The organism is Microcystis sp. M169S2 (assembly GCF_020245865.1).
GTDB classification, from domain to species: Bacteria; Cyanobacteriota; Cyanobacteriia; order Cyanobacteriales; family Microcystaceae; genus Microcystis; species Microcystis ichthyoblabe_A.
In genome coordinates this window covers 1-26,009 of record NZ_JADBUB010000027.1, presented here as the reverse complement: position 1 = coordinate 26,009, position 26,009 = coordinate 1, and the positions used below count along the sequence as shown (strand labels likewise).

Annotated in this window: 34 protein-coding genes, 1 tRNA gene and 2 pseudogenes; 8 read left to right on the top strand and 29 right to left on the bottom strand. The window is 42.5% G+C overall.

All coding sequences use genetic code 11. The features are described from left to right. Positions 1-189 precede the first annotated feature (189 nt). The 3 genes from modB to pyk all read right to left on the bottom strand — a co-directional run bounded on the left by modB (position 190) and on the right by pyk (position 4,439). Positions 190-2,028 carry a molybdate ABC transporter permease subunit gene (modB, locus tag IM485_RS02695; RefSeq protein ID WP_287741072.1) on the bottom strand — a complete coding sequence of 613 codons (1,839 nt, stop codon included), beginning with the start codon at positions 2,026-2,028 and terminating at the stop codon, positions 190-192. Positions 2,029-2,031: 3 nt separating this feature from the next. Further along, positions 2,032-2,829, bottom strand: coding sequence for a molybdate ABC transporter substrate-binding protein (modA, locus tag IM485_RS02690; protein ID WP_287741077.1), 798 nt, complete (start codon positions 2,827-2,829; stop codon positions 2,032-2,034). Positions 2,830-3,017: 188 nt separating this feature from the next. Further along, the gene (gene pyk, locus IM485_RS02685; protein WP_287741069.1) at positions 3,018-4,439 is read right to left on the bottom strand and encodes a pyruvate kinase; all 1,422 of its coding nucleotides are present in this window, start codon (positions 4,437-4,439) and stop codon (positions 3,018-3,020) included. 232 nt (positions 4,440-4,671) lie between these two features. On the opposite strand from pyk, the gene bchM reads away from it, so the two are divergent. The 5 genes from bchM (at position 4,672) to IM485_RS02660 (ending at position 7,434) form a co-directional block, all read left to right on the top strand. Then, entirely contained in the window at positions 4,672-5,364 is a 693-nt protein-coding gene (gene bchM, locus IM485_RS02680; protein WP_287741067.1) for a magnesium protoporphyrin IX methyltransferase, read from the top strand. A 3-nt stretch (positions 5,365-5,367) separates the two neighbouring features. Further along, a complete protein-coding gene (gene panB / locus IM485_RS02675; RefSeq protein ID WP_002734057.1) occupies positions 5,368-6,135 on the top strand; it encodes a 3-methyl-2-oxobutanoate hydroxymethyltransferase in 768 nt (255 codons plus the stop codon). Further along, entirely contained in the window at positions 6,128-6,622 is a 495-nt protein-coding gene (msrA, locus tag IM485_RS02670; protein WP_287741065.1) for a peptide-methionine (S)-S-oxide reductase MsrA, read from the top strand. The genes panB and msrA overlap by 8 nt, the downstream gene beginning before the upstream one ends. Before the next feature lie 51 nt (positions 6,623-6,673). Beyond that, positions 6,674-6,982, top strand: a complete 309-nt coding sequence (locus tag IM485_RS02665; RefSeq protein WP_002732196.1) for a carbon dioxide-concentrating mechanism protein CcmK — start codon at positions 6,674-6,676, stop codon at positions 6,980-6,982. 104 nt (positions 6,983-7,086) lie between these two features. Beyond that, positions 7,087-7,434, top strand: a complete 348-nt coding sequence (locus IM485_RS02660; protein ID WP_002733188.1) for a carbon dioxide-concentrating mechanism protein CcmK — start codon at positions 7,087-7,089, stop codon at positions 7,432-7,434. 139 nt (positions 7,435-7,573) lie between these two features. Here IM485_RS02660 and IM485_RS02655 read toward each other — a convergent pair whose 3' ends face one another. From IM485_RS02655 to IM485_RS02610, 10 genes and pseudogenes are all read right to left on the bottom strand, one after another. Further along, positions 7,574-7,891, bottom strand: coding sequence for an element excision factor XisH family protein (locus tag IM485_RS02655; protein WP_287741063.1), 318 nt, complete (start codon positions 7,889-7,891; stop codon positions 7,574-7,576). Positions 7,892-8,266: 375 nt separating this feature from the next. Next, positions 8,267-8,602: a DUF5615 family PIN-like protein gene (locus IM485_RS02650; protein ID WP_287741060.1), complete on the bottom strand. Its 336-nt coding sequence runs from the start codon at positions 8,600-8,602 to the stop codon at positions 8,267-8,269. Beyond that, positions 8,592-8,906, bottom strand: coding sequence for a DUF433 domain-containing protein (locus IM485_RS02645; protein ID WP_002753976.1), 315 nt, complete (start codon positions 8,904-8,906; stop codon positions 8,592-8,594). The genes IM485_RS02650 and IM485_RS02645 overlap by 11 nt, the downstream gene beginning before the upstream one ends. Before the next feature lie 108 nt (positions 8,907-9,014). Continuing rightward, positions 9,015-9,233, bottom strand: a complete 219-nt coding sequence (locus tag IM485_RS02640) for a DUF2283 domain-containing protein (protein ID WP_002734335.1) — start codon at positions 9,231-9,233, stop codon at positions 9,015-9,017. 97 nt (positions 9,234-9,330) lie between these two features. Beyond that, on the bottom strand, positions 9,331-9,669 hold the full coding sequence (locus IM485_RS02635) for a XisI protein (RefSeq protein WP_002732833.1): 339 nt from the start codon (positions 9,667-9,669) through the stop codon (positions 9,331-9,333). Beyond that, a pseudogene (locus IM485_RS02630) lies at positions 9,657-10,076 on the bottom strand (XisH family protein). The gene IM485_RS02635 and the pseudogene IM485_RS02630 overlap by 13 nt, the downstream one beginning before the upstream one ends. A 36-nt stretch (positions 10,077-10,112) precedes the next feature. After that, positions 10,113-10,337: a hypothetical protein gene (locus IM485_RS02625; RefSeq protein ID WP_104397398.1), complete on the bottom strand. Its 225-nt coding sequence runs from the start codon at positions 10,335-10,337 to the stop codon at positions 10,113-10,115. Beyond that, the gene (locus IM485_RS02620) at positions 10,324-10,581 is read right to left on the bottom strand and encodes a type II toxin-antitoxin system RelE family toxin (RefSeq protein WP_104397397.1); all 258 of its coding nucleotides are present in this window, start codon (positions 10,579-10,581) and stop codon (positions 10,324-10,326) included. Before IM485_RS02620 ends, IM485_RS02625 begins: the two co-directional genes overlap by 14 nt. 6 nt (positions 10,582-10,587) lie before the next feature. After that, positions 10,588-10,821 (bottom strand): hypothetical protein, encoded by a 234-nt coding sequence (locus IM485_RS02615; RefSeq protein WP_002800859.1) that lies wholly within the window; start codon positions 10,819-10,821, stop codon positions 10,588-10,590. 81 nt (positions 10,822-10,902) lie between these two features. Further along, positions 10,903-13,782 (bottom strand): tetratricopeptide repeat protein, encoded by a 2,880-nt coding sequence (locus IM485_RS02610; RefSeq protein ID WP_287741056.1) that lies wholly within the window; start codon positions 13,780-13,782, stop codon positions 10,903-10,905. Positions 13,783-13,875: 93 nt separating this feature from the next. Between IM485_RS02610 and IM485_RS02605 the strand changes: the two genes are divergently transcribed. Further along, entirely contained in the window at positions 13,876-14,022 is a 147-nt protein-coding gene (locus tag IM485_RS02605) for a TauD/TfdA family dioxygenase (RefSeq protein ID WP_232023605.1), read from the top strand. Between the two features lie 36 nt (positions 14,023-14,058). On the opposite strand, the gene IM485_RS02600 is transcribed toward IM485_RS02605, so the two are convergent. The 14 genes from IM485_RS02600 to IM485_RS02540 form a co-directional block, all read right to left on the bottom strand. Beyond that, positions 14,059-14,132, bottom strand: a tRNA-Met gene (locus IM485_RS02600). 83 nt (positions 14,133-14,215) lie between these two features. After that, entirely contained in the window at positions 14,216-15,943 is a 1,728-nt protein-coding gene (locus IM485_RS02595; RefSeq protein WP_287658437.1) for a succinate dehydrogenase/fumarate reductase flavoprotein subunit, read from the bottom strand. A 291-nt stretch (positions 15,944-16,234) separates the two neighbouring features. Continuing rightward, a complete protein-coding gene (locus IM485_RS02590; RefSeq protein WP_008196811.1) occupies positions 16,235-16,483 on the bottom strand; it encodes a type II toxin-antitoxin system HicB family antitoxin in 249 nt (82 codons plus the stop codon). Positions 16,484-16,499: 16 nt separating this feature from the next. Then, positions 16,500-16,589, bottom strand: a complete 90-nt coding sequence (locus tag IM485_RS22900) for a hypothetical protein (protein WP_502882154.1) — start codon at positions 16,587-16,589, stop codon at positions 16,500-16,502. A 23-nt stretch (positions 16,590-16,612) separates the two neighbouring features. Continuing rightward, complete coding sequence (locus tag IM485_RS02585; protein ID WP_287727969.1) at positions 16,613-16,957, bottom strand: HepT-like ribonuclease domain-containing protein; 345 nt, start codon at positions 16,955-16,957, stop codon at positions 16,613-16,615. After that, entirely contained in the window at positions 16,944-17,333 is a 390-nt protein-coding gene (locus IM485_RS02580) for a nucleotidyltransferase family protein (protein ID WP_002736777.1), read from the bottom strand. Before IM485_RS02580 ends, IM485_RS02585 begins: the two co-directional genes overlap by 14 nt. 369 nt (positions 17,334-17,702) lie before the next feature. Further along, complete coding sequence (locus IM485_RS02575; RefSeq protein ID WP_287741049.1) at positions 17,703-19,676, bottom strand: SUMF1/EgtB/PvdO family nonheme iron enzyme; 1,974 nt, start codon at positions 19,674-19,676, stop codon at positions 17,703-17,705. 165 nt (positions 19,677-19,841) lie between these two features. Beyond that, complete coding sequence (locus tag IM485_RS02570) at positions 19,842-20,075, bottom strand: FitA-like ribbon-helix-helix domain-containing protein (protein WP_002783562.1); 234 nt, start codon at positions 20,073-20,075, stop codon at positions 19,842-19,844. Positions 20,076-20,209: 134 nt separating this feature from the next. Next, positions 20,210-20,545 carry a HepT-like ribonuclease domain-containing protein gene (locus tag IM485_RS02565; RefSeq protein WP_002783557.1) on the bottom strand — a complete coding sequence of 112 codons (336 nt, stop codon included), beginning with the start codon at positions 20,543-20,545 and terminating at the stop codon, positions 20,210-20,212. Then, positions 20,542-20,835 carry a nucleotidyltransferase family protein gene (locus IM485_RS02560; protein WP_002770523.1) on the bottom strand — a complete coding sequence of 98 codons (294 nt, stop codon included), beginning with the start codon at positions 20,833-20,835 and terminating at the stop codon, positions 20,542-20,544. Before IM485_RS02560 ends, IM485_RS02565 begins: the two co-directional genes overlap by 4 nt. A gap of 71 nt (positions 20,836-20,906) precedes the next feature. Then, entirely contained in the window at positions 20,907-21,665 is a 759-nt protein-coding gene (locus tag IM485_RS02555) for a PP2C family serine/threonine-protein phosphatase (protein ID WP_287741046.1), read from the bottom strand. A 13-nt stretch (positions 21,666-21,678) separates the two neighbouring features. Continuing rightward, complete coding sequence (locus tag IM485_RS02550) at positions 21,679-22,335, bottom strand: vWA domain-containing protein (protein ID WP_287741044.1); 657 nt, start codon at positions 22,333-22,335, stop codon at positions 21,679-21,681. A 264-nt stretch (positions 22,336-22,599) separates the two neighbouring features. Beyond that, on the bottom strand, positions 22,600-22,941 hold the full coding sequence (locus tag IM485_RS02545; protein ID WP_002737429.1) for a thioredoxin family protein: 342 nt from the start codon (positions 22,939-22,941) through the stop codon (positions 22,600-22,602). An 88-nt stretch (positions 22,942-23,029) separates the two neighbouring features. Next, on the bottom strand, positions 23,030-23,731 hold the full coding sequence (locus IM485_RS02540; RefSeq protein WP_016514591.1) for an NnrU family protein: 702 nt from the start codon (positions 23,729-23,731) through the stop codon (positions 23,030-23,032). Between the two features lie 186 nt (positions 23,732-23,917). On the opposite strand from IM485_RS02540, the gene IM485_RS02535 reads away from it, so the two are divergent. Then, a complete protein-coding gene (locus tag IM485_RS02535) occupies positions 23,918-24,211 on the top strand; it encodes a (2Fe-2S) ferredoxin domain-containing protein (protein WP_002753074.1) in 294 nt (97 codons plus the stop codon). 196 nt (positions 24,212-24,407) lie between these two features. Here the strand turns inward: IM485_RS02535 and infC are convergent, their stop codons facing one another. Then, positions 24,408-24,938, bottom strand: a complete 531-nt coding sequence (gene infC, locus IM485_RS02530) for a translation initiation factor IF-3 (protein ID WP_002736104.1) — start codon at positions 24,936-24,938, stop codon at positions 24,408-24,410. Between the two features lie 402 nt (positions 24,939-25,340). Here infC and IM485_RS02525 point away from each other — a divergent pair. Further along, positions 25,341-25,877: pseudogene (locus IM485_RS02525) on the top strand (AAA family ATPase); the annotation flags it as partial. A 9-nt stretch (positions 25,878-25,886) separates the two neighbouring features. On the opposite strand, the gene IM485_RS02520 reads toward IM485_RS02525, so the two are convergent. Next, on the bottom strand, positions 25,887-26,009 hold a 123-nt coding region (locus tag IM485_RS02520; RefSeq protein WP_287741075.1), incomplete at its 5' end, for a transposase.

The window sequence follows — 26,009 nt, the reverse complement described above, 5'->3', positions numbered from 1 at the left end:
CTCGGTTAACAATTTGTAATATTCCTTGTTGACACCCTTACTGACAAAGAAAAAACTGAAATCAAGTCAGGATAAGGGTTGGAGTGCTTACTGCAAAAATTGTTAAGAAAGATCCCTATAAGGGATAGCTTAATAAGGGGGATGTCTGACAATTTTTAACACCCACCTACTTAGCATCAAAATCTCTGTTTATTTTAATAATAATAAACGCTGGCAAGATAAAGTAACAGTCCAAGGCAAAGCTTGCTCCTTAATTTCTAACCATTTATCCTTATATAACTCTGCTTGGATATGAAAATCTCGGTCGTGGTTGGAGGGTTGATTAAGTTTCAGATAGAGAGTCACTCGATGGGGTCCTTCAATGGCATTAGCCAACCAACAGGGAAAAGTATTAATATCGCCTAAATCTCGACCAAAAATAATTTGATGGGCGCGAATTCCCGTATAGGCTAAATAGTCGGGAATTCCGGGGATGGTGTGTAATTTAACATCCCAATCAATGGCTTTCAATTGTTGATTATTAATGATAATAGCACGGGAAAAATTCTTACAGCCAGTAATCTTGGCCAAACTAACGCTATCTGGTCGCTCAAAAATTTTCTGTTTAGAATTATTAGCAATTACCCGCCCTTTTTCCATAACTAATAAATTCTCACATATTCGATAGGCTTCATCCATATTATGGGTAACAAAAATTGTCACGCCATCGTAATTACTTAAAGTTTTGATCATCTGACGTTCTAATTGAGCGCGTAGATGGGTATCAAGGGCAGAAAAAGGCTCATCTAATAATAAAGCTTCTGGACGAGTAGCTAAAGCGCGAGCGATGGCGACCCGTTGCTGTTGTCCCCCCGATAATTGATGGGGATAACGGTTTTCCATGCCGGGTAACTGCACTAATTCCAATTGGTTGGCAATCTGCTGTTTAATAACTTTTTTAGATAAGTTTTTGGGGAGACTAAAAGCGATATTTTCTGCCACGGTGAGATGGGGAAAAAGAGCATAATTCTGCACCACAAAACCGATGCGACGCTGACGACTGGGGAGATTAATTCCCTTTTCGGAATCGAAGAGAATGCGCCCATTTAAGACAATACGACCCCTTGAGGGCGTTTCCACCCCAGCCAGCGATCGCAAAATCAGGCTTTTTCCCGAACCTGAAGCCCCTAATAGTCCTAATGGCTGATTTTGGCAGTTAAAAGTGACTGAGAGGTTAAAACCGGGTAAATGTTTCTCTATATCGACAAATAAGCCTATTTTATCCCTATAAAGGTGATTTTCAGCTGCTAAAAGGGCAAAATTGCGACCCTCCCAGGGTGGCAGCCAGTCCTCCATCTCGTTAGGTTTGCTTTCTCCCAGTCGTCCTAATTGCTGTTTGCCTTGACTTTGCCAGAGATTAACGGCGACAATTCCCGATAGAGAGATTAATATGATAATAAACACCCATATCCAAGCCTCAGTCATCGCTCCTGCTTCCACAGCGAAGAAAATCGCCATCGGGATAGTTTGAGTTTGCCCCGGAATATTACCCGCTAACATCAAAGTCGCCCCAAATTCCCCCAAAGCGCGGGCAAAAGCTAGGGTTAATCCTGCTAATACCCCGGGGAAGGAGAGGGGCAAAAGTAGGCGCCAGAATATTTTCCCTTCCGATGCCCCCAGGGTGCGGGCAACCTGTAAAAGATTGGCATCCACCTGTTCAAAAGCGCCGAGGGTGGTTTTGTACATCAGGGGAAAAGCTACCACCGTCGCGGTGATAACGGCGGCATACCAAGTAAAAACGACGCGAAAGTTAAATAGGTCTAATAACTGTCCTAATGGTCCGTTTTTGCCGAATAGGAGCAGTAAAATGAAGCCTAGCACCGTCGGGGGCAAGATTAAAGGCGCGACGAAAACTGCCTCGATTAGAGATTTCCATCGTCCGCGATAGCCTAACATCCAATAAGCGGCGGCAATACCGAGAAAAAAGATAATTATCAGGGCAATGGTGGCGGTTTTCAGGGATATCCATAGGGGGGAAAAGTCTGGCATTGTTTATCTGGGTATTCCGAAGCCGAATTTTTCAAAAATGTTTTTAGCGGCTGCCCTGGTGAGATATTGGGCGAAAGTCTTGGCAGCTTGCGGGTTTTTGCTGTCTTTAATCACAGCTATCGGGTAAATAATCGGAGAATGAAGATTATTGGCAGCCGTAGCCACTACTTTTACCCGGTCGGAAATTTTGGCATCGGTGAGGTAAACAAGGCCAGCATCGGCGTTACCAGTTTCTACGGCGGCGAGAACATTACGGACAGAGTTGGCAAAGACCAGTTTTGGTTTTATTTGCTCTAAAATGCCGATATTTTTCAGAACTTCTTCACTGTACTGACCGACGGGAACGCTGCGCGGTTCACCCACGGCAATTCTTTTGACATTACTGTTAGTCAGGGAACGAAAATCGCTGATTTTTAGGGCGGAATTCTTGGGAACGATTAAAACTAGGCGATTAGTGAGCAGGTTTCTTCTGGTAGTTGTATCGATTAAACCAGCTTTTGCTAAAGCGTCCATTTGCTTAGTGGCAGCCGAGAGGAAAACATCGGCCGGCGCACCTTGTGTAATTTGCTGTTGCAAAGCCCCCGACGCACCGAAGTTATAGTTAACTTTAATGTTGCCATGGGCTTTTTCAAACTCTGGCTTGATTTCTTCTAGGGCCTCTTTGAGACTAGCGGCGGCAGAAACTAGAATTGTCTGGGTTTGTGCAGTGGCGATAGTAGAGGAAAAAAGGTTTATGTCTGGAGATAATAGGCAAATAAGGACAATTGAGCCGATAAAAGCCAGAAAATATCGTCTTTTCATCAAGATTGACAGCAAGCGATCGATATTTATACATCTATCACAACCAATCCACCGCTGGAAATCTGTATCTAGGGTTTGCGGCAAAAAGTTTTTCCTGGGGTGTGGGGTGTGGGGTGTGGGGAAGTGGGGTAGTGGGGTAGTGGGGTAGTGGGGTAGTGAGGAGAATACTGACAACCGACTCCTAGAACTTAGGGAATCCTGTGAATTTTGAGGAAATTGGTGCCTTTAGTTTTCTGCATGGGAATTCCCGCCATAATCAGAATTTTATCGCCCGATTGGGCTAGATTTTTCTGAAGTAGAATTGATTCGGTTTGCTTTAACACATCCTCAAAGACGGACACCTGATGATCAAGAAGAATCGGGATCACACCCCAGACTAGATTGAGACGGTGATAGACTTGTTTATTGGGAGTCATGGCAATGACGGGAACCGAGGGTCGTTCCTTAGAAGCCAGTAGCGAAGTGTAGCCAGAGGTGGTAAAAGTGACAATATAACGGAGATCAAGGGTTTGATCGATCGCCACTAAAGCCTCACTGAGAGCGTGAGTTTCATCGGACTGATTGGGGGGAGCATTATCAAACTTCACATCCGCTTCCACATCATGGGCGATTTTGGCCAACATAGCCACAGCTTTGACGGGAAAATCTCCCACTGCTGATTCCCCCGATAACATCACCGCATCGGTTCCATCGATAATTGCATTAGCCACATCACTGGCCTCGGCCCGAGTCGGTCGGGGATTGTGAATCATGCTTTCTAACATCTGGGTGGCAGTGATGACGGGAATAGTTTTCATGTTGCAGAGTTTGATAATGCGTTTTTGCAACATGGGGACTTTTTCGGGACTTAATTCTACTCCCAAATCGCCCCGGGCCACCATAATTCCGTCACATTCCTCGACAATTGACTCTAAATTTTCGATCGCTTGCGGTTTTTCAATTTTAGCCATCACTGGCACATCCGCGTGATTTCTCTCGGCTAAAAATGCCTTAATCGCCTTGATATCTTCTCCTTTACGAACAAAACTGAGGGAAACCCAATCAACCCCCTGAGAAAGACCAAATTCTAGGTCTTGTTTGTCTTTTTCGGTCATGGAAGGTAAGCGCAAATTGAGACGGGGTAGATTAACTCCCTTGCGACTCTTGAGAATTCCTCCCTCCAATACTTGACATTTTAGGTTTTTTCCGTTAATTTCAACGATTTTTAGCTCTAATAAGCCATCATCAAGGAGAATTTGCTCACCTAACTTGGCTTCCTCGGCCAGATAGGGATAATCGATCGAAACGGTGTTCGCTTCTCCCCGATACTCATCCATGGGGACAAGGGTGAGATAATCGCCGTCGTTGATGGTAATGGAACCATTGGGGAGATTACCGACGCGAATTTTTGGACCTTGTAAATCTTGCAGGAGAGTGATAGGATTGTCTAATTCTTGAGAAATTTGTCGTAAAAGGCTGACAACTCTCGCATGATCTTCGTAGCTACCGTGGGAAAAGTTTAGCCGCGCTACATTCATCCCCGCACCGATCATCTGCTTGAGGACTTCTGGCGAATTACTGGCAGGGCCGATCGTGGCTACGATCTTAGTTCTATGGGTAATAATTGACATGGAACCCTTACTAATCGATCTTGGGACGATTACATGATATTCACTTTAGGTTAACTAACGGTGAAGCGGAAAACAAATTAAGCTTTTCCACAGAGTTGCCATCGCTCCAGGTCCTTTCCTGACTGCTCAGGAATCAGCCCAGCGGCAACGGTTGGGATCTTTAAGGTAGGATAAACTAATAACCATCTCCGCTCTTCGGCGTAGCTCAGAGACCACTCGTTTAGATTTCCTTATGACCAACACATTAGACGATAAAGCCATAGTCAAGGACTATTTTAACGCCACAGGATTCGATCGCTGGCGCCGGATTTATGGGGATGGCGAAGTTAACAAAGTACAAAAAGATATTCGCATCGGTCATCAACAGACGATCGATACCGTTATCGGTTGGTTAGAAAGTGATGACAATTTGCCCAATCTCTCGATCTGTGATGCTGGTTGTGGAGTCGGTAGTCTTAGTATTCCCCTTGCTAAAGCGGGCGCAACTATTTTCGCCAGTGATATTTCCGAGAAAATGGTGACAGAAGCCGAGGAAAGAGCAGCCAAAGAGTTAGCAGATACCAGTAAACTCACCTTTGCCGTTCAAGATTTAGAAGCATTAACCGGCCAATATCACACAGTCATCTGTCTGGATGTTCTCATTCACTATCCCACAGAAGAAGCATTAGGAATGATTAAACACCTGGGATCCCTAGCTCAATCCCGTTTAATCCTCAGTTTTGCTCCTAAAACCTGTTTATTAACCATTCTCAAGAAAATTGGTCAATTTTTCCCCGGTCCGAGTAAAACCACTCGCGCTTATCAACACAAGGAAAAAACTATTATCGCCGCTCTCAACGCAAATGGCTTTAAAATCGAACGGACGAGTATGACTAGCACTCGTTTCTATTTTTCCCGTATCCTCGAAGCTGTCCGCAGTGAATAAATAATGGCAGTCACCACCAGCAAATTAATCGAGTGGAAACAGCAAAAACGCGCGATTGTCACCCTCACAGCTTGGGATTATCCGATCGCGCGACTGCTCGATCGGGCAGGAATTGATATTATCTTGGTAGGTGATTCCTTAGCTATGACCGCTTTGGGCTATCCTACCACTTTACCGATCACCCTCGAGGCGATGATTCACCACGCAGCGGCCGTGTCTCGTGGGGTAAAACAAGCTTTAGTTGTCTGTGATTTGCCTTTTCTTAGCTATCAGGAAAGTGTCAGTCAGGCAATTCACTCCGCCGGAAGGATGTTAAAGGAAGCGGGAGTGCAAGGGGTAAAATTAGAGGGAGGTTATCCCGCTATGATCGAGACGATTAGCCGTTTAACCGAGATAGGCATCCCTGTTATGGGTCATATCGGATTAACTCCCCAGTCAGTCCATCGCTTAGGATACCGTCAGCAGGGAAAAACTCCATCGGATGCACAAAGATTAATCGAGGAAGCTTTAGCCTTGGAGAAAGCGGGAGTATTTGCCCTGGTTTTGGAACATATTCCCGCCAATTTAGCCGCTACTATTACCGATAAATTGACTATCCCGACGATTGGTATCGGTGCGGGGGAAGATTGTGATGGTCAGGTGTTGGTAACGGCGGATATCCTAGGATTAACCGAAAAAGCTCCCCCTTTTGCCAAAGTTTATGCTAATTTAAGCGAGACAATTACAAAAGCAGTTGTAGAATTTGCCAAGGATGTGAGGAGAAATGAATAGCGGCGAAAAAGCTACCTTTGGGGCCGGCTGTTTTTGGAAAACCGAGGACGCATTTCGGCGTTTATCGGGGGTTTTAGCGACTTCCGTGGGTTATATGGGGGGACATTTTCCCAATCCTAGTTATCTCGATGTGTTATCGCGAATTACCGGTCATGCGGAAGTGGCACAAATTGAATATAATCCCCAAGAAATAAGCTACGAGGCGTTATTAGCCGTTTTTTGGTCAATTCATGATCCGACTCAGTTAAATCGCCAAGGACCGGACCGGGGAGAACAATATCGATCGATTATTTTTTATCACACCCCGGAACAAAAGTTAATCGCCACTGCTTCCAAGCGTCAACTACAACTATCGGGAAAGTTTCAGCAAGATATCGTTACTTTGATCGAACCCGCAGGAGATTATTATCTGGCCGATCAGTCCCATCAACAGTATTTGGAGAAAAAACAGGCTCGATCGATCGCGGATTTGCAGAAGAAAATATAAAGACAGGTTCGGGGTATAATGTAAAGTTGCTTTCGCAGGAGATCAGGAAAAATGCCCGAGGCGGTCGGAGTCATTCAAACGTTGGGTTTTCCCCCCGTTTTAGCGGCGGCGGATGCCATGGTTAAAGGGGGACGAGTCACCCTAGTTTATTTTGATCTAGCGGAAAGGGGCGAATTTTTGGTGGCGATTCGCGGTCCGATTTCCGAGGTTAAACCGGCAGTAGAGGCAGGATTAGCGGCAGCGATGACCGCTTTTGGTGGCAATGTGGTCAGTCATTACATCGTACCGAATCCTCCAGAAAATGTACTGGCGGTTTTACCAGTGCAGCATACGCCTAAGTCAGACCGTTTTCGCAGTTAATTTCCCTAGCGATTGGCCCCAAACTAGACTATAGTTAAAGACTGGAAAATAGATTGGATTCTATCAATTGAACTTATCTGATTTTTGTTATTAGGAGTTAATTTATGACAGCCCAACCCGCGGTGGGATCGATCGAGACAAAAGGTTTCCCCGGTATTCTAGCGGCCGCCGATGCGATGGTAAAAGCAGGACGGATCACGATTGTTGGTTATTTAAGGGCAGGAAGCGCCCGTTTTACCCTCAATATTCGTGGGGATGTACAGGAGGTAAAAACCGCTATGGCTGCCGGCATTGAAGCCGTCAATAAAACCGAGGGGGCAGCTTTAGAAACCTGGGTAATTATTCCCCGTCCTCATGATAACGTGGTGGCTATTTTACCGATCGATTATAGCGAGGCAGTGGAACCTTTTCGCGCCGCCGCCGACGGTGCGATGGCACCAATCCGTCGTTAATATTCAAGGTCAATTTTTTGTTACTGGTTGGAACTTGTCTAGTTCCAACTTAGTTTTTAATGATGATTTAAGTTTTAGTCAGAAAACCAAATTTGATAATTGCTGCAACAGTTGCACCCATAACAGTGACTATCAAAGCTCATATTTGATCCGTTGTCCTTTCTTTCAAGTCTTTGAGTTGGGAAACTTCGGCCTCTATTTGTTGACGTTTGATGATTTTTTCATAAAGAACATATTTGCCCAGCGCATTTTTTAAGTCTTCGACTTCCGATGTTCCGATAAAGCTTTTAATTTCATAGGATTCATTGGCAACAGCTAACCATCCTTTGATCGCATCTTTTAAGTTATGGGTGACTTCTTCTAGGCTATCACCTTCCGTGATGCAACCTGGAAGGGCTGGAACTTCTGCCCAATAACCGCCTTCTTCGGCAGGATGAATAATCGCTTTAATTTTCATAGCTGACTTGGGTTATCAAGAGTTTCTAATCTTCTTCTAATATAGCCTGAATTTTTGCTAATCGTTAGTTAATAGAACTTATCCAAGAAACGGGAACCGCTATCACGTCAAGGGTTTCGTTATTGTCAAACATTTCTAGGAGATAACCTGCTTCTGGTTGTTGTTTGTTAGGAGGTAATAATTCTAGAATCGTCCCTTAATCGCCTTTTTAAAAAATAGTGTCGGGGACATCTCTACATAATTTGACTTGTTGAAAAAGTTGGACGGTTTGCATTATTTATACTCCTTAATTTTATCGTAGTAAAGAGTAACAAAATTAGCTTTTTGATTATTTTTATCGATCTGCCAAATACTAATTCACTTTTTCATGCGGTTCTATATAAACTCTATGTGATTATACATTTCTTCGGGTTCAAGAATTTCCCAGATTAAGAGTAGTCCTCGAATTATTTGACCAATAGATTTACTTTGTTGGGGACAGTAAGCAATTCCTGCATGAGTTATAGATGATTGATTGATTCTTAAAAAATCAGTATCTTGAGTAAAAATCACGCGACCATTGGCTAAAGCAAATTGCAATTGTACTTCATCAGATACCCCCAATAAATTTTCTTCTGGAGTGGCAGTAACATCAAGGCCTCGCTGGCGCAATCCAAGAGCAATGCTATAGCTTACATTTTCATCAAGGTGAAATTTAATTTTATTGCCCATTCATTTTTTTTAGTTTTTCTTGGACTAGAGAAGGTGTTTTAGCTTGCATTTCCTTGGCAAAGGTATCATCATCTGTGATTTGTTGTCTAATTTCTTCAAGGTGATCGTGATAGTAAGAAAGGGCCGCGTAAACATCAGCTAAAGTAATGCTGGGATAATGATAAACAATTTCATCGGGTGACATTCCCAGGCGTTCGTGCCAAATAACGACATCTTGGACTTTGATGCGATGACCTGCGATGCGCGGTTTACCGCCACAAGTTTCTGGGGTAATTTCAATGTGATTGATTAAAGTTGTTGTCATTGATAATAACGAATTTGTCCGATTATAGGGTCACAAGGAATCTGCGCCCAAATGTCATATATATTATATCACGTCAAGGTTTATAGAATAATTTTATTATGACAACTCTTATAAACTTGAAGCTAATTGAGGCGCGACAATAGTTTCGAGGGAAAAAGCATTCAGATCCGTTAAGCTTTTGGCGTGTTCCAAGGTGATTGCACAAATATTCCCCTGCTGATCAAGATCAACTAAGGTATTTTCATTGATTTCTTGAGTCTCGACAATGGGATTGTTATTGAACTCTAGGTATAGAGTATCCGTATCTTGAAAGTAGGTGATTTTCATGGCTGACTTGGGTTATCAATAGTTTCTAATCTTCTTCTAATAGTGATTCATTTGGTGGGTGATTGCGGTTTTGAGAATTGTCCATCATATTTGAAAGTTAAGCGACAGCAAAGCCTGTATAGGGTCTAATTTCAGGGGATTTAAAGGCTAAAATAATCTGGTTTTGAGGGATTCCCGCAGCTACTAATTCATCGGCAATACCATCCTCAGTTCCGTCGTGTTGAATCCAAATTTTTTGATCAATAATATCAATATGTAATAGGGTTCCGTAGATTCGATAACCATTTTGCCAACCTGTTTCAACCAATAAATAGCGATCGCGGGTTTGATCTAGGACTAATTCGATTTGGATTTGGTGATCGGTGTCGAGGAAGTCGGCATAATCTTGGAATGTTTTTTCAATAATTTGCCGATATTGGGCAATTAAGGAAGCCATCGTACAATTACCTCCTGGTTGGGATCAAAACTAAATAACTCAATAATACCATCTTCAATTAAGGTTTGACCTGCTTCTTCTTCAAATACTGTTTTGCAGGTGTTTTCGCTAACAGCCAAAAATAGTTTATATTCGGGATAATAACGCCTTAAAAGATGGGTATAAACGACAAATTAACCAACTGCTTATTCAAGGTCTTTCATATCAGAGGGACGAGTAAAGCTCTTAATTTCAACGGCTATTTTTTCTGTTCCCTTTTCTGCGGCTAATAGTCTTTCTGCTCCCAAATCAACAAACAGGTTTTTACCTCTTGCTAAAAGAATCCGTAGGGGGTCATGGGTAATTGTCCAGCCGTCTTTGATTAGGGCGTGTTTTACACAGTCATGGAAAATATCTTTGGCAGGCATTGTTTTTTATAGATAAAAACTGAAATTTTCTCAGGTTTACTTTAAGTTATTGTCTGAATCTCCTAAGTTTCCCTGAATTTGCCCTAACAATTCCTCATACTCTTTAACCAAAGTAATCCCCAATTCTTGGCATAATTCAAGCGCTTGTTGGCAGTAGCTGAGGGCAAGTTCAGGGCGATTGGTTTTGTGGGCGATTTCGGCGAGAAACACCAATTCGGATTTGAAGTAGCGCAATGTTTCTAAATTATTAGCGATAGACATCTCTTCGATGTTTACATTGCAAGATGAGTATTGCCTGTTTTGGGTCATCAATTTCATAGCGAACTCGATAGTCACCAACAGGCAAACGGTATTCATAATCAGAATTTTTTAATTTAACTACACCAGAGGGACGCGGTTCTATTGATAAATCTTTGATTTTTTCAAGAATACGACTTTTGATGGGATTAGGTAAGTCATCAATCTGTTTTTGTACAGATTTAGAGATTTTAATACTATAATCCATTGTGATTTAATCCTTGCTCAAGTATTGTTCAAGGGTCACATAGTCGCCTGATTGATATTCATCCCGAACTTGTTGAAGTTCTGCTAAGGTTTCCTCGTCGTCTTGATAGGAAGTTTCTTCTGCTTGAAAAATTTGTTGTTCTAGTATTTCTAATAATTGTTGTTTTTGCGTTAAGTCAAGGGATTTAATCGCTTCAGTTAGAGATTCAAACGTAATTTTAAGATTGATGGTGGTACTCATGAAATTTCTCCTATTTGGATAAAGAGTTAAATTTTGAGAATTGCTTTAATTTTCATGGTTGGTATAGGTGATCAAGGATTTCTAATCTCCTTCTAATGTAACCTGAATTTGCCCTAACAATTCCTCACAATCTTTAACCAAGGGAATCCCCAATTCTTGGGATAATTTAAGCGCTTCTTGGCAATGACTGAGGGCAAGTTCAGGGCGATTAGTTTGGTGGGCAATTTTCGCAAGGACTCTTAAACTATAGGCGATTAAATATTTATAACCAATATCTTGAGAAATTACTAAGGATGCTTGAATTTTGCTTTCGGCTTCGCTGTAGTTTTCTAGTTTGAGCAATATACTCCCTATAGTATGTAGAGAAGATGCTACCCCTTGCCGATCGCCCATTGCTTCACTGATGTCGAGAGATTGCTGGTGATAGGCGATCGCTTTTTCATACTGTCCCAAGGAAAAATAACAATTGCTTAGATTACCGAAAGAAATTGCCACCCCTTGCCGAAAGCTGATTTTTTTACTGATGTCGTGATATTGCTGGTAGAGGTCGATCGCTTTTTCATACTGTACTAGGTCATAATAACAATTGCCTAAATTCCCGAGAGAAATTGCCACCCCTTTCCGATCGTCCATTGCTTCACTGATGTCGTGACATTTCTGGTGATAGAAAATTGCTTTTTCATACTGCCCCAAGGACTTATAACAATTGCCTAAATTACCGAGAGAACTTGCCACCCCTTGCCGATAGCCGATTTCTTCACTGATTTCGAGAGATTGCTGATGATAGGCGATCGCTTTTTCATACTGTCCCAAGCAATTATAACAATTGCCTAAATTCGCGAGAGAAATTGCCACCCCTTGCCGATAGCCGATTTCTTCACTGATTTCGAGAGATTGCTGGTGATAGGCGATCGCTTTTTCATACTGTCCCAAGCAATTATAACAATTGCCTAAATTCCCGAGAGAAATTGCCACCTCTTGCTGATCGCCCATTGCTTCACTGATTTCGAGAGATTGCTGGTGATAGGCGATCGCTTTTTCATACTGCCCCAAGGAATCATAGCAAAGGCCTAGACGGTTTAACGAGTTACGATAACAATCTTGTTCCCGTTGACTCCCTGCAATAATTTCCTCATACAAATCTGCTCGCTTACGATAAAATCCTTGTAAATCTAAAAAAATATCAACCGATTTATTTTTCTCTTCTCCTCCTCGATCCTCATTCAAAATATCGTAAGCTAACTGCCATTCTCCCAATTCCCCTGCATGGTGAAACGCCTCTAAATATTCCTTCAAATCTTCCAAGGATTCCCAGGGAGGGACAGGTAAATGAGCTAAATAATAATCTAAGGCTAATTGATGGGCGGATCGCAATATTTCAGGATTTGCTTGATCTTGCACCACCATTGATATTAAAGGCAAAAACTGAAACTGTCGCCGTTTTACATTGTATTCGGGGGGAAATTCTTGTAATAAGGATAAACGAGCAAAATGTCGTAAATCTTGGTCAGTTATTTCTGGGGTTAATGCCTGCGCTAACCCTAAATCAAAACTCTCGCGCAATACTGATAACCGCGTTAAACTCTCCCTAAACTCTTTCGATAATCGCGCTAAACTGGCCGTAATAACTTCTCTGACACAGGTTTCTGTATCGCGGTGATACCCTTCCACCTCAAACAGATTTAAGCCTAAATTTTGCGACTCGGTGATAGAAACCCCTTTCCCAAACTTATCTTTCATCAAACTACAAACCAGTTCCATTAAGAGGGGATGACCTCCCATTTTATCGACAAATTGGGCTAATTCTTCATCGCTTCCCGTTAAGCCGTGATCTTCGGTGACATAACGCATCGCATCCGCTTCTTTTAACCCTTTTAAAGGCCAAGAATAATAATAATCTTGCAAATTGACGGGGAATTCTAGCTGTTCTCGACTGGTGACCAACAGCTTACTGCTGCTTTCTGTGTTTAACCATTTTTGCAAGAATTGCTGATAAACCAAATTTACTGGGGCAGTTAGTACCGTTTCCAAATTATTCAACACTAATAAACAGGGTTTAGCGGTTAACCCTTTGCTGATTGCGTCTATTAATTGCCCATCATTCCATTTTTCATCATAATTTTGTTTTAACTCCTCTAATAACCACCGTCCGAACTGTGCCAAAGGGTAAGGCTGGTTAAAATTAACCCATAATACCGGCCAATCAGCAGTTAATTGATCTGTAAACTTTCTCGCCAGAGCAGTTTTACCATAACCTCCGGCGGCGGTAATCTCGATTAACCTTAGATGGTCATTCCCTAACGCTGTTTGGAGTTCTTGCAATTCTTCCCGTCGTCCTTGCCATCTACGCACGGGTGGGAGTTGCGTATCCACTAACCCAGAGGTGGTCAGGGGTTGGACCGCTTTTTTAGAGGGTTCAGACTGTTTTTTTTTAGATTCTTCAATCAGCGATCGCAATTTATCCTCAACGGATACGAAAACTTTTTCATATTCTGATTTCTTTAGATCACAGAGAGGATTGCTGGGAGAATTATTGCTAGGAGACTGAAATTGATGTAAGTAAAATCTTTGTTCTATTCCCTCTTCATTAGTGTATTTAAAAGAAACACTTTTCACAGTAGAAGGTCTAAGAAATATAGGAATTATAACGACTCCTTCTTCTTCACGTCTTTTCAAAAGACGGGGTAATTCTTCATTCTTCACATAACGAGAATTAAGCAGGTCTTGGCTAACCAATACCATCGCAATTGTTACTTGTGATAAACTGTCTTTAATTTTTTCATCCCAAATATCCCCCGGTTGTATGTCGAGATCTGACCAGACTATTTTTTCCTCATCATTCAGAGGTTCGAGAAATTTTAACAGTCTGTCTCTCCATTCTTTGTCTTGGTGGGAATAACAAATAAAAATTGATGGCATATCTTTTTCCTCTGACATAACCACTTTTCTGTTATACCACATCTAACCCAGAAAACGGGTTTCTTAGAGAAACCCGTTTTCTAACTTAAGATTGGTCGATTTCAATCCAGGCTACTTCTTTCAAACATTTTGTAAATGGCACTGTTTGAAGCCTATCACGTTCCGCTCTATTTAAAAGCAGAACAGATCTTGATCATGGATAATTATACTTGTCTCCATTCTCGCCAATCCTACATTGACCCCAATCGCTGTCTTGAAAGGGTAATGTTCGATGTTCCCTAACGGGAAATCGGGGTTAACTACTGGCTTTATTAGTAATGGCGGGAAGCGGATTTGAACCACTGACCTTCGGGTTATGAGCCCGACGAGCTACCAGACTGCTCTATCCCGCGTTGCTTTATCTAGTATAGAACTAAATCTCGGTAAATGCCAAGGAGTTTGTAAAATTCCTTTACATTTACCGTCCGACCAGAGGTTAATACTTACGTTCCACGGGGGTGAAATCCTGAATCACCACGGGCATATAGTCGATATCGATGCCGGAGGGGGAATAGTAGGCGAGGGTATGCTGAAGGAAATTTTGGTCATCCCGTTGGGGAAAATCTTCGCGGGAGTGGGCCCCTCGGCTTTCTTGACGATTGAGGGCAGAGGTGAGGATAATTTCCCCCACCACCATGAGACTTTGTAATTCCCAGGCCTCGATTAGTTCCGTATTCCAGCAATCACCCCTATCATCGAGGTAAATCTGCTCGTATTTGCGCTTTAATTCGCCGATTTGTTTAATTCCCTCGCGCATGGTCGCTTCGGTGCGAAAAACGCCGCAATGTTGGGTCATACAGTCTTGGAATTGCTGACGTAGTTGACCGATGCGAATCGTGCCTTTTTTGGTCAATAAAGCAGTGATTTCCTCTTTGGCATCCTGAAGGTAAATATCGGGATTAAAGACGGGAAAAGCGCGTTTTTCGACGTATTTAGCGATCAATTTGCCGGTTCTTCTGCCATAGACCACACATTCTAACAGGGAATTACTGCCCAAACGATTAGCCCCGTGAACAGAGACACAGGAACATTCCCCGGCGGAGAAAAAGCCCTCGGTGAGGGTATCGGCACTTAAGCGAACGCGACCATCGGTATTAACGGGAATGCCGCCCATACAATAGTGAACCGTAGGACGTACAGGCATCGGTTCCTCTACCGCATCGACACCGACGAGACGGTGGGCCTCCTCCCAACAGAAGGGAATGCGACTCATAATTTTTTCCCGGCCTAAATGGCGTAAATCCAGATAGACAAAGGGACCCCCGGCGCTACCGTCCAGATTTACCCCCCGGCCGGCGCGAATTTCTAGGGTAATGGCCCGGGAAGTGATGTCCCGGGGTGCCAATTCCATGCGCGAGGGGGCGTAGTCTTCCATAAAACGACGACCTTCGCTATTGATTAAATAAGCACCTTCACCCCGGACCGCTTCCGAGATTAAAACACCGACGGGATAGAGTCCCGTGGGGTGAAATTGGACAAATTCCATGTCTTCTAGGGGAATACCCGCTTTGGCCGATAATGCTAAACCGTCCCCCGTACAGGCGAAATCGTTGGAGGTGGTGTTATAAACGCGACCATAGCCCCCGGTCCCGAACATAATTGCTTTTGCCCGAAGGATTTCTAACTGTCCGGTGGCGATTTGGTACATAACCACCCCTTTGGCCGTACCTTCTTCGAGGATAAGGCGTAAAACGTACCATTCATCGTAGATTTTTACCTGATTACGGCCTAAATTGCTGACTAATTCGTGCAGCATGGCGTGACCAGTTTTATCGGCGGCGTAACAGGCACGGTTATGGCTGTGACCGCCAAAGGCTCTTTGGGCAATGCGTCCATCTTCGAGACGGGAGAATAACACGCCTAGATGTTCCAATTCGATGATAACTTCGGGGGCTTCTTGGGTGAGGATATCCACCGCATCCTGGTCAGCCAGAAAATCGGAACCTTTGACGGTATCGTAGGCGTGGGCCTTGGGATTATCTTTGGGGTCAACGTTTTGCAGGGCGGCGGCGATACCTCCCTGGGCAGCGACGGAGTGGGAACGAATTGGGTGGGTTTTGGCAACGACAGCAACATCGATGGTCGGGTTGAGGCGTTTGATTTCTAAGGCGGCGCGGCATCCTGCTAACCCACCGCCCACTATAACGACATCGTGTTCTTTCATGGCTGATTTTCCTACGGGCTTCTGTTTCTATGGTGGGGTGAGAATTGCTCAGAGGTCAGTTTTGTAACCGAGACTTTATATTTCAGGAGGCGGTCGGCGGTCCCGATGCCAAAGTTGGCACCGCCAAGCATGAAAATATTCTGATTGACGAATTGGCGTTATTTCAGCCTCTATTTTTAAGTCAGTGCCTCTCCTGATATGTAGGGAGCCACAATTATTTGTAGGATGGGTTAGCGGTAGCGTAACATAATCGGGCGTTGGGTTTCATTCCTCAAACCAGCCTACTTATTGCTAAATTTGTTGGTGTAATTTCGGGTGTGGCTGTGACAGAAAACTATCAGAAAAAGGTTTTTCTGGCTTTTCCCCGCGCTCGGCACAAAAAGCTAAGTAATCTTCCACCGAATCAGCAAAAGCTTGCTGCAATTCCGCTACACTCTCTCCCTGAAAAGTGATAACATCTCGGACGTTGGCCACCTCACCGTAAAAGATACCCGCCTCGTCATCAAAAAAAACTACTGCTTCGTAACCTTTACAATTCATTCTAAGCGATAATTGTTTACTGTTCACTGCTAAAGGGTAATTCCGAGAAATCTATCTCACCTATTTGATCGATTCCCCAGAGAGGATAGCAGTCATAATCTGCCATTAACTTAATTTTTTAAATTATTATCATTGGGGCAATGGTGGCAATAGAGACTGCAATTGTTCTAGCAAAGGAGAAAGTCTTACTGTAATAATATTCCAGACAATTTCTGGTTGAACCTGATCGTACTGATGGCTAATAATATTTCTGAGTCCAATAATTCCCCTCCAATCAATTTTGGTGTGTTTTTGTTGAAAAGTCTCAGGAATTCTACGGGATGCTTCTCCTAAAATTTCTAATTGTCTTTCCACAGCACTTTGTAACAAAAGACTCTTGGAATATTCTTCCAAAGAAACATCTTGAATAAATTCTTGGATATTAGTAATAGCTTCGACCATATCCCAAAGATATCCGGCCTCACGACTGTTCATGACGATAAATTAGCTGATGAGTTTTTAAAATTTCGTAACGACGATAGGGGTTTTTCAGTCCCTCTTGATTAACCAAGTCAACTTTGCGTCCGAATATCTCCTCTAATTCTTCTTTCATCTGAACAATATCAAACAAATCCCAGCCATGATTGGGAGCAAACTTATAAAGAACATCAATATCACTATCAACTCGAAAGTCTTCCCTTAATACTGAACCAAATAAAGACATTTCAAGAATTTTCCAATGTTGACAAAAATTAGTAATTTTGCTTAAGATAACTTGAGCTTGTTTTTTGTTAAAACCAGAATTTAACAAGATTTTTTCGGCCTTGTTGGTGGTTATTTTAACAACCTTCGCTGTAATAGCTTGTTTCATTGGTGAGCAAAATCCCCCAAATTATCCTTGACAAAACACTTGAGATCCTTAAGGTTACAGTAACCCGCCATGTAAAGTCGGCTGGTAGGCTACACCAACATTAACACACCCTAGGAGATCGGCGCTCACTTTTTCGTCCGTAGTCTGATCGTAGGTTAGGCCAAACGATAGTGAAACCCAACATTTTTAAATCATTGGGTTGGGTTTCCTTCCTCAACCCAACCCACGGCTTTTTAACAACCGATAACTGTTTCATTTTTTATTGTCCTTAACAAAATTTAACACTACCTCAATTTTTTCAAAAAAATCGACCCGCCCTTAGGCGGGAAAAAGAGAAAAAGGGTAAAAAGGGTAAAAAGGGAATAAGGGTTACAGAGTCCTCCCAGCACCGCACACCACCCGAAAACCGAAGTCGAGGCCGTTGTCGACGTCGCGGCGGAAGTCGTAGTCGTAGCGGAAAGCAGAACGGCAGAAATTTGGAAGGAGGAACCAAGAACCGCCCCGCAATGGAGAACGATTATCATTACCATTTGTCAGCCAAGCACTGCCATCCTTTGGCGCCCCGATATAGTTATCGTGCCAATTGTCCTCGCACCACTCCCAAACATTGCCACTCATGTCATAGAGTCCCCAAGCATTGGGCTTTTTCTGGCCCACAGGATGAGTTGTCTCCTGAGAATTTCCTTTATACCAAGCATAATCTCCTAACTGATTAGCATCATCACCAAAATAAAAGCGAGTAGTAGTCCCCGCACGACAGGCATATTCCCATTCCGCTTCTGTCGGTAGGCGATAGGTTTTGCCGGTTATTTGACTCAATTTCTGACAAAAAGCTTGGGCATCGTTCCAACTAACATCTTCTACCGGATTTTGGGGATTATTTTTAAAAAAAGAGGGATTGGTTCCCATTACCGCTTGATATTGTGCCTGAGTCACTGGATATTTCCCGATCGCAAAACTGTTGACTTTAACTTGGTGTTGAGGCTTTTCATTATCGCGAGCATCGGGATCACTGTCAGGAGATCCCATGAGAAATTGACCTGCTGGTAAGCCTACCATTTCCAGTGTTACTCCATTGGGTAGGTTTTCAGTAAATGGAGGAGCTAAAGGACGAGGTGAAGGAGAAGGAGTAGGATTCTGACGAAACAACTGAGCGAAAATATTACTAGCGACTGTCCCTACTGTAACTAACCCGAAAGTTATTAAAACTTTACGACGCGACCATCTTTGAGGAGGTATAGGTGAAGGAGATGATTTAATCGATATTGGGGGAGGTGGTGGCGATACTTTAGGTGACGGTGTAGATGTCACAGTAGCGATACTTTTACCCGGAAAAATATCAAGATTTAAATCACTAAATCGCTCACACCAATAACACTTTCCGTAACTGCGGTTGTAGTAATGATTATCAACTTTGCCACAGCGTATAACCTCATTTAATGCAACTTCCAAAGTACCGCGCCATTCCTTAGCCGTCGGTCGTCTGTGGGGGAATTTATGTCCCTCATTAAAACAGCGCAAAAATAAGGCGTGTAAGTCGGGATGTAAAATATTTAATGGTATGGTAGTATTACTAGGTACAAGCAATTTATCTCCAGAAAAAGGCCATAGTCCCCGTCGAATTAGTTCCGACTGTTCCAGGGAATCCCCTCCTCCTTGCCACAATCCCCGAAACGGCGGCCCGCCAAATAGTAGATAATAAATAACAACTCCTAATCGAAAGCGATCATGCACTTCTGTTTGATCTACATCTGCTATATTCACTCCGATTAATTCCGCCGGTGTAAATCCTTCTGAACCAACTAAACACCGATATATTTTACCGCTATAGGGATCTGATACTTGAAATGAATCTGTATCAATAATTGTAGGCAACGCCCGATTATTCACTAAGATATTTTCTAGCTTGATATCTCCCAAAACATAACCTTTAAGGTGAATTGCTTCGATAATAGCGGCTATATTCCGCGCTACTACATGAAGAAAATACCAATTAGTTTCTAACTTGTATTTTCTTCTCATTATGGGCGTACAAAGCTTTAATAATGTTTCTGAACCCACCACCTCTGGCATTAAAAACCCAACGACTTTTCCCTGTTTATCTTCCAAGATAGAATAGGGCCAAGCGAAGGAAATATGGTTAAGATGAGCGTTAGGATCACTGGGACGATTTCTCACCATTAACTGTAATTTATCAACCCTTTCATTATGGGGATTGTGGTAGATTTTCGCTAAGTACCCATTAAAGTTAGTGTGCCATACTTTCGCTTCGCCACTGTTCGCCAGTTCTTGCGTCAGTGTAATCCAGCGATTCTGTAGTTGACAGCGATAAGTTAAAGACATCAAAAAATCTCCGAGTATTTGTGCTGTTCAGAAAAATTTATCTAGTCGTTTCTAATAAGTTAGATATAAGTAGCTGGTTATAATTAAATTAAAAATGGATTTTGCCTTTAATCCCCCTTTGATAACGGGGGTGTCTGATAATTTTTAACGCCTACCTACTTAGTATCAATCAAATACTGGTTTGGCTGTGTCATCTTGAACGCGATCAAAGTCTGAATCGTTGCCAACGTTGGGAATCTGGCGTAGCACCTCTGCTAGGGATTTTCGTTGCGGTTGCAGCAAGGCTTTTTCTAAGATTTGGCGGTGTTCGGCTTCGGCACTGATCCCGTGTTGGCTGGCTCGCTTTTTGAGAGCTTTGACGATGGCTTCATCGATATTGCGGACGATTAAATCTGCCATAGACGACATCCGTTTGAGAGTGGTATTGTATTCTCAACCATTTAAATGATAGCAATGATAGTCAATGATCTTATCCTAGGTTGGGTTGAACGATAGTGAAACCCAACATTTTTTAATAATTGAGTTGGGTTTCGTCAAATCAATTCCTGTAAAATAGCTTCGATTTGTCCTTTTAGAGGAGGAATGTCATTTTCAACAATATCCCAAATAATCTCTAGATTGATACGAAAATATTCATGAATAGTTAAGTTTCTTAGATCGCTGGCATCTCGCCAAGGAACTTCGGGATGTCTTGCTTTAAATTCTTGAGAAGTTGCTCTAGCTGCTTCACCAATAATTTGTAAATGATAGACAATCCAAGTTTGAATTAATTCTTGTTGTTCAAACAGGGTTTTTCCCTGTCGAGCATACTTTTCTAAACGCTCAATTGCTTCTAAAATATCCCGCAAGCGTTCGCTATCATCTCTCATAGTGGTATTGCTTCTTTTAGTACCCGCTCTCTGATTCTATCTTTAAGTCCCTGTTCGGTAACAATATCAACTTTGCAGCCTAACAAGGCTTCAAGTTCTCGAATTAACGGCAAGGGAAACCAGGGACTCCGACGTTCGCTACAATAATCAATTAATAAATCAATATCGCTTTTTTCGTCAGCTTCTCCCCGTGCAACAGAACCAAAAATTCGCACGTTATTTGCGCCGTGTTTAGCCGCAATAGCAATAATTTTTTCTCGTTTGTTTTTGAGTAATTCGTCAATTTTCATGATTTACTTAGTCCATAGTCTTATCATAGGTTGGGTTGAACCAGATCGAGAAACCCGGTTTCTTAAACCCCTCAGTTTCTTAAACAAAAAGCTAGGAGTAAGGTTTTATCATCGGTTGTTAACTTATTTAAATCCTCCCGCTCTAAAAATTCTTTGAGGTCTTCTTGCAATGGCGTTTCTGTCTGTTGTAAATATTCCTCTAATGGCTGAAAAAAAGGCGGAAAAGGCTGCCAATTTTTATAATCGATCGATACCTTTTCCACTCCATCCGTCGCCACACAAATAAAGGCAACTGGCTCGGTTAAAACTTTTATTTGCATATCCTCCAAAGCATTACTAGAAGTAACAAAAGTGGTTTCATTGATGTATTCCCCCTTGTCAGGCTGAAACAATAACTGATAATTTCCTCTCAGAGGTTTGAACACAATAAAACCATCTCCTATCTGCATAGCCGCTAATCGTTTTGAAGTAACCAAAACAACCAGTAAAGTTGTCGCCAGATCATTAATGTCTAACTGTTCTTTTTCGGCTTCTTCTTGGAGAATTTGCTGAACATAAGCCAACAGTCGCCGGAATATTTCCTTTAATTCCGCTTCAGTTCCAGTGGCAGCTAATGCTGTTTTTTTGAGCTTATCCTCTAAAAATTGCAGCGCTGCTTTAACTGTTATTTTCGCCCCTAAATCCGAATATTTGGCACTACCAGCCCCATCAGCCACGGCTCCAATCAAAACATCCTGACCCAATACCTTATAATCACCATAATCTTGACAGGGTAATCCCGTTTGGACGTGAAAACTACCGACCACCGACTGACATAATGTTCTCCACATAATTAACTGTCCTCTAGGTGGTAATTTGTCCCCAATTCACTGGTGGTAAAGCGATCGCCTCTCCAATTTTACCACCAGAAACTCGTTTCATTGAGTTACTTAACCACTGAAATAAATCCCGAAAATCTAAACCATTGAGTAACACAGGGGGATTATTAGAAATCTGTTTGAGCGTCTCCATATCGGCCCCCTGAACACCTACAGAAAAAAATAAAACCCGATTTTCTGCTTCGGCTTGTTTTACCCGTTGCGCTGCCAGATTCCATTGATCCGTAGGCGCACCATCAGTAATTAAAAATATCCAGGGGCGATAATATTGGATACCATTATTTCTATAAATCGCTTTACGATCTTCGACTAAATCTAAGGCCAATTCAATCGCTTTTCCCATGGGAGTTAAGTCTCCTGCGGTTAAAGTAGGTGGCGTAAATTGGTCAATCCCGACAAAATCTTGCACGGTTTTAACCCCTCCCTTACCAAAGGTGACAATGGCGGTTTCTACGCTCAACGTCGCTTGGATATCCCGCATCACGTCCTCCTGAAAGGTTTTGATACCATCATTGAGAGCCTTAATCGGTTCCCCTTCCATTGAACCAGAGGTATCTAGTAGTAGTATCACAGGACAGCGATTTTCCTGATTTTCGACAAATTCAGCCACACCAATCGGCATTTTTTTAAGCCTCCTAATTTTTTGAACTGGGGGAACTATGGGAGTTGTAGGAATTGGGATTATCTACTTTTTGTCCTATTATATTATCTCTGCCAGTCCCATCAGAGGCTCTCTTATTCTTTGTGTGATAAGTTTAATTGATATAGGAGCGATCGATCTTTGTGTTCTCTGTGTCTGGAGTGGTTCGTTCCACTCACCCACCAGCGTTACCGTATCTTAGAATACATTTTAACCACAGAACCCATCAGAAAAGATATCTTTCCCTTAAGCTGAACGCGGGATTTGATTTTTGACTATTAGTCGCAGGGTTTGTTGCAATTCCTCGCGACTGTGAATTTCCTCCAGACGGTGAACCGGAACACCTCGATCGAAGAGAATTAAAGTAGGCAGACTACGCAGACGAAAACTATTAGCTAATTTAAAATTATTATCGGCATTGACACCGACTAATTGAATCGCACCTTGACAGTCATTTTGCCAAGACAAGAGGGTGGGTTGGATTAAACGACATAAACCACACCAAGGAGCCCAAAAATGCACGAGAACCGGACGGGAAGATTCTAAAACTAGCTTAGGGAAGCTCTTTTCGTTGACAGATAGTATCATGTCTAAACGTATTTTATGAAAACTTTATTTTGATATAGAAGCCATTCTACACCAATCGGGATCAACAGGAAAGGAGTTGGGAGCAAAATCACCAATAAATTTTACTTGTTGCTTGCATTAGCCAAGGATGCGCCCACCAGAGGAGTAAAATAAACCCTGTTACCCCTAGATAGGCAGGACGAAGGAATTCTTGCCATTTTAGACTTTGCCGACCATCGATAATCGCTAAAAAGGGAACCACTGAGGTGCGTTCTTTGACCTTTAAAAATGCCTCTCCGTAACGGTTCTCTAACCGGCGATCGCCATGCCAGACAGCAAAAAGATGATGAGCAATTAAACCTAGGGAAGTTAATAGGGTAAAGCTTGTCCCTAACCAGAGGGTATGAGCAATACACCAGATCACCTGTCCTACCATCTGGGGATGACGGGTAACGCGCAGGATGCCGGTTTCGTAGAGATGAACCTGGGGTTTTTGGATAGCGGCAATCTCCAGCAGGTTAAAGGTGGCAGGATAGAGAAAGAAAAAAGAAATGGCCGAAAGTATCCAAACTAGGGTTTTAACTCCGGTTACTCCCTGTACTTGCCAGAGAAGCAAACCATCATAACGATGATTGAAGAAATAAACTACTAAAATTACTGCTAGAGGAATACTCACAAGGGCAAATAATACCCGATACAGTCGCGCACCGATGATAGCTTCTCCCCGCATTCGTAAACTGGCTAATCCGCTATGGGCAACAGCAAAACCCAATAATAAACCTAACATGATCCAATGACTAGCGAATGCCACTTTTACCCTCTTGATTGACTAAATTTTTCTCCCAATTCTATTTTAAAGATTGATGGTTAATTTTCAGCCCCTTTTTTTTGTGTTGCCAGTATCGGGGATTCGGGGCAAAATAAAACTATGCTTCCCCAAAGCAACTCCCAAGAATATACCCAGGGAACTATCTAATTTTGCAACTTTTTAGGTAATATGTCTTATCCCCAAAAGCGATTTGTGATGGTCTGTCAGCATTCTTCCTGTTTGGTGCAGGGTGCGTCCGAGCTTCTTTTAGCATGGCAAACGGCAGCGCTCCCAGAAGATGTCATCGTTATGACCAGTGGTTGTCAAGGACAGTGTAGCACTAGCCCCACGGTGAGGATTATTCCTGAAGAAACTTGGTACTGTCGTGTTAAACCAGAGGATGTCAATCAGATTGTCGAAGAACATTTAAAAAACGGTCAACCAGTGGAGCGTTTACTCCATCCACGCATTCACGCTCAATAGCAGTAAACTCGGTCATCAATTTTTAGACTATGCTTCACAATAGTCTTTTGCTCCTAGGTTAACCCCTGTGAGTGCCTGTGATTGCAATCCAGAGACTTAATTCTCGGATAATACATTTGTTTTAGATTATTGGTTTCCTTTCGGGATTTCCGAAGAACAAAAAAGGGGACTTAGCCCCTTTTTCTGGATTAGTTAGTTATTTTTTCGGCGATAACATCATCATCATGTTACGACCTTCTTTTTTTGGTGCTTGCTGTACCTCAGCTACATCCTCTAAATCCTTGGCCATGCGAGCCAGTAATTCTTCCGCTAGGTTAGAGTGTTGAATTTCCCGACCTCGGAAGGTAATCGTCGCTTTTACCTTATCTCCCGCTTTTAAAAAACGTTGCGCTTGGTTGACTCGCACGTTGTAGTCATGCTCATCGATTTTATAGCGCATTTTAACTTCTTTTATATCGGCTGTATGCTGTTTTTTCTTGGCTTCGCGGGCTTTTTTCTCCTGTTCAAACTTGTACTTGCCATAGTCCATAATCCGGCAAACGGGAGGACTTGCCGTTTCACTGACGAGGACGAGATCAAGTTCCTTTTCTTCGGCCACGCGCAAAGCTTCGGCAGGAGTAATAATTCCCAGTTGAGAGCCGTCGCTATCGATAACGCGGATTTCGGGAAAGCGGATTCTTTCGTTAATTTGGGGGAGATCGCGAGTAGTGCGTCTTTTATCTATCACAGGCGTTCTGGGTTATCTCTATTCTAGTTAGTTAATCGGGTGGAGTTTACAAAATGGTTTACTTGCTATTCTACCTACTCGATCGAGTTTCTTGGCCAATTGTTAAGTTTTCTTGCAATGTTAATTTTTAGCCGCCGGTCGTCAGCCGCCGGTCGTCAGCCAGATAAGCTGTTGTGCATGGGTTTTGTCAGACTGAGACCCTATACTCTCAGGAATCGATCGGTAAGGTGCGTTCCCCCTCGTTGCAGCAGGGAACGCACCCGACAAAATCGGCGTAATCGCACTACCTCTGTAAACCAATGTCTAGATTATAGTAGGACAGTATCGGGCGAAAGTTAAAAAGATTGTCCAGTATGGTTAAATGTCGCGCTAATGTTTTAATATTACCTATCGCCTAAAACTATGATTACTTATATTAAAATTCATGGCTTTAAATCCTTTCATAATTTTGAAATGGTATTCACGCCGCTTACTGTAGTTGCTGGGGTTAATGCTTCTGGTAAGAGTAATTTATTTGATACTTTGCAATTGTTGGCGCGGTTAGCAGAAGTGGCTCTGAAGAAGGCTTTTAGCGAGCAACGAGGACATCCTAGCGAACTTTTTGCCCAGTATGATGAGGACGACTACGCCACGGAAATGGAATTTATAGTTGAAATGTTAGTCAATCGCAAGGTAAAAGATAATTGGGGTGGGGAAGTTGATCTTAAATATACAAGGTTGCACTATCAATTAAAAATTAAACGAGAGTCTAATATAAGTGGATTTGAAAACTTGTATATTGTTGATTAACGTTTAGAAAACTTAAGGCACAATGAAGATAATTGGGTAAAAAATTATATTCCTAAGACAGTAGTGGAAACTTGGCAACCAAAAGTAGTAACGGGTAGGAGAGCCATTCCTTATATTAAGACTGAAGATATTAGGCTCTTTGTTACTCTTTATGCTAAATCAACATACAAGATGCCAAGATAACATACTTCTAACCCAAAAATTCCGAAAGTTTCTAAAGCCATAGCCTCTCCGTTTTATTAGTTTAAGTTTATTGTTGATTCCCTCGACCACCCCATTCGT

Excerpts from the sequence above, each read along its gene's own strand:
- IM485_RS02595 (WP_287658437.1), bottom strand. The coding sequence starts at position 15,943 with ATGAAAGAACACGATGTCGTTATAGTGGGCGGTGGGTTAGCAGGATGC.
- IM485_RS02560 (WP_002770523.1), bottom strand. The coding sequence starts at position 20,835 with ATGAAAATTGACGAATTACTCAAAAACAAACGAGAAAAAATTATTGCT.
- IM485_RS02535 (WP_002753074.1), top strand. The coding sequence starts at position 23,918 with ATGTCTTATCCCCAAAAGCGATTTGTGATGGTCTGTCAGCATTCTTCC.
- IM485_RS02640 (WP_002734335.1), bottom strand. The coding sequence starts at position 9,233 with ATGAAAATCACCTACTTTCAAGATACGGATACTCTATACCTAGAGTTC.
- panB (WP_002734057.1), top strand. The coding sequence starts at position 5,368 with ATGGCAGTCACCACCAGCAAATTAATCGAGTGGAAACAGCAAAAACGC.
- IM485_RS02655 (WP_287741063.1), bottom strand. The coding sequence starts at position 7,891 with ATGAAAATTAAAGCGATTATTCATCCTGCCGAAGAAGGCGGTTATTGG.
- IM485_RS02660 (WP_002733188.1), top strand. The coding sequence starts at position 7,087 with ATGACAGCCCAACCCGCGGTGGGATCGATCGAGACAAAAGGTTTCCCC.
- msrA (WP_287741065.1), top strand. The coding sequence starts at position 6,128 with ATGAATAGCGGCGAAAAAGCTACCTTTGGGGCCGGCTGTTTTTGGAAA.
- IM485_RS02605 (WP_232023605.1), top strand. The coding sequence starts at position 13,876 with ATGGCACTGTTTGAAGCCTATCACGTTCCGCTCTATTTAAAAGCAGAA.
- IM485_RS02550 (WP_287741044.1), bottom strand. The coding sequence starts at position 22,335 with ATGCCGATTGGTGTGGCTGAATTTGTCGAAAATCAGGAAAATCGCTGT.
- IM485_RS02645 (WP_002753976.1), bottom strand. The coding sequence starts at position 8,906 with ATGACAACAACTTTAATCAATCACATTGAAATTACCCCAGAAACTTGT.
- IM485_RS02610 (WP_287741056.1), bottom strand. The coding sequence starts at position 13,782 with ATGTGGTATAACAGAAAAGTGGTTATGTCAGAGGAAAAAGATATGCCA.
- modA (WP_287741077.1), bottom strand. The coding sequence starts at position 2,829 with ATGAAAAGACGATATTTTCTGGCTTTTATCGGCTCAATTGTCCTTATT.
- IM485_RS02620 (WP_104397397.1), bottom strand. The coding sequence starts at position 10,581 with ATGGATTATAGTATTAAAATCTCTAAATCTGTACAAAAACAGATTGAT.
- modB (WP_287741072.1), bottom strand. The coding sequence starts at position 2,028 with ATGCCAGACTTTTCCCCCCTATGGATATCCCTGAAAACCGCCACCATT.
- IM485_RS02555 (WP_287741046.1), bottom strand. The coding sequence starts at position 21,665 with ATGTGGAGAACATTATGTCAGTCGGTGGTCGGTAGTTTTCACGTCCAA.
- IM485_RS02625 (WP_104397398.1), bottom strand. The coding sequence starts at position 10,337 with ATGTCTATCGCTAATAATTTAGAAACATTGCGCTACTTCAAATCCGAA.
- IM485_RS02545 (WP_002737429.1), bottom strand. The coding sequence starts at position 22,941 with ATGATACTATCTGTCAACGAAAAGAGCTTCCCTAAGCTAGTTTTAGAA.
- IM485_RS02570 (WP_002783562.1), bottom strand. The coding sequence starts at position 20,075 with ATGGCAGATTTAATCGTCCGCAATATCGATGAAGCCATCGTCAAAGCT.
- IM485_RS02590 (WP_008196811.1), bottom strand. The coding sequence starts at position 16,483 with ATGAATTGTAAAGGTTACGAAGCAGTAGTTTTTTTTGATGACGAGGCG.
- IM485_RS02650 (WP_287741060.1), bottom strand. The coding sequence starts at position 8,602 with ATGGGCAATAAAATTAAATTTCACCTTGATGAAAATGTAAGCTATAGC.
- IM485_RS02665 (WP_002732196.1), top strand. The coding sequence starts at position 6,674 with ATGCCCGAGGCGGTCGGAGTCATTCAAACGTTGGGTTTTCCCCCCGTT.
- IM485_RS02585 (WP_287727969.1), bottom strand. The coding sequence starts at position 16,957 with ATGAACAGTCGTGAGGCCGGATATCTTTGGGATATGGTCGAAGCTATT.
- pyk (WP_287741069.1), bottom strand. The coding sequence starts at position 4,439 with ATGTCAATTATTACCCATAGAACTAAGATCGTAGCCACGATCGGCCCT.
- bchM (WP_287741067.1), top strand. The coding sequence starts at position 4,672 with ATGACCAACACATTAGACGATAAAGCCATAGTCAAGGACTATTTTAAC.
- IM485_RS02575 (WP_287741049.1), bottom strand. The coding sequence starts at position 19,676 with ATGTCTTTAACTTATCGCTGTCAACTACAGAATCGCTGGATTACACTG.
- IM485_RS02615 (WP_002800859.1), bottom strand. The coding sequence starts at position 10,821 with ATGAGTACCACCATCAATCTTAAAATTACGTTTGAATCTCTAACTGAA.
- IM485_RS02565 (WP_002783557.1), bottom strand. The coding sequence starts at position 20,545 with ATGAGAGATGATAGCGAACGCTTGCGGGATATTTTAGAAGCAATTGAG.
- IM485_RS22900 (WP_502882154.1), bottom strand. The coding sequence starts at position 16,589 with ATGGCAGATTATGACTGCTATCCTCTCTGGGGAATCGATCAAATAGGT.
- IM485_RS02635 (WP_002732833.1), bottom strand. The coding sequence starts at position 9,669 with ATGGCTTCCTTAATTGCCCAATATCGGCAAATTATTGAAAAAACATTC.
- IM485_RS02580 (WP_002736777.1), bottom strand. The coding sequence starts at position 17,333 with ATGAAACAAGCTATTACAGCGAAGGTTGTTAAAATAACCACCAACAAG.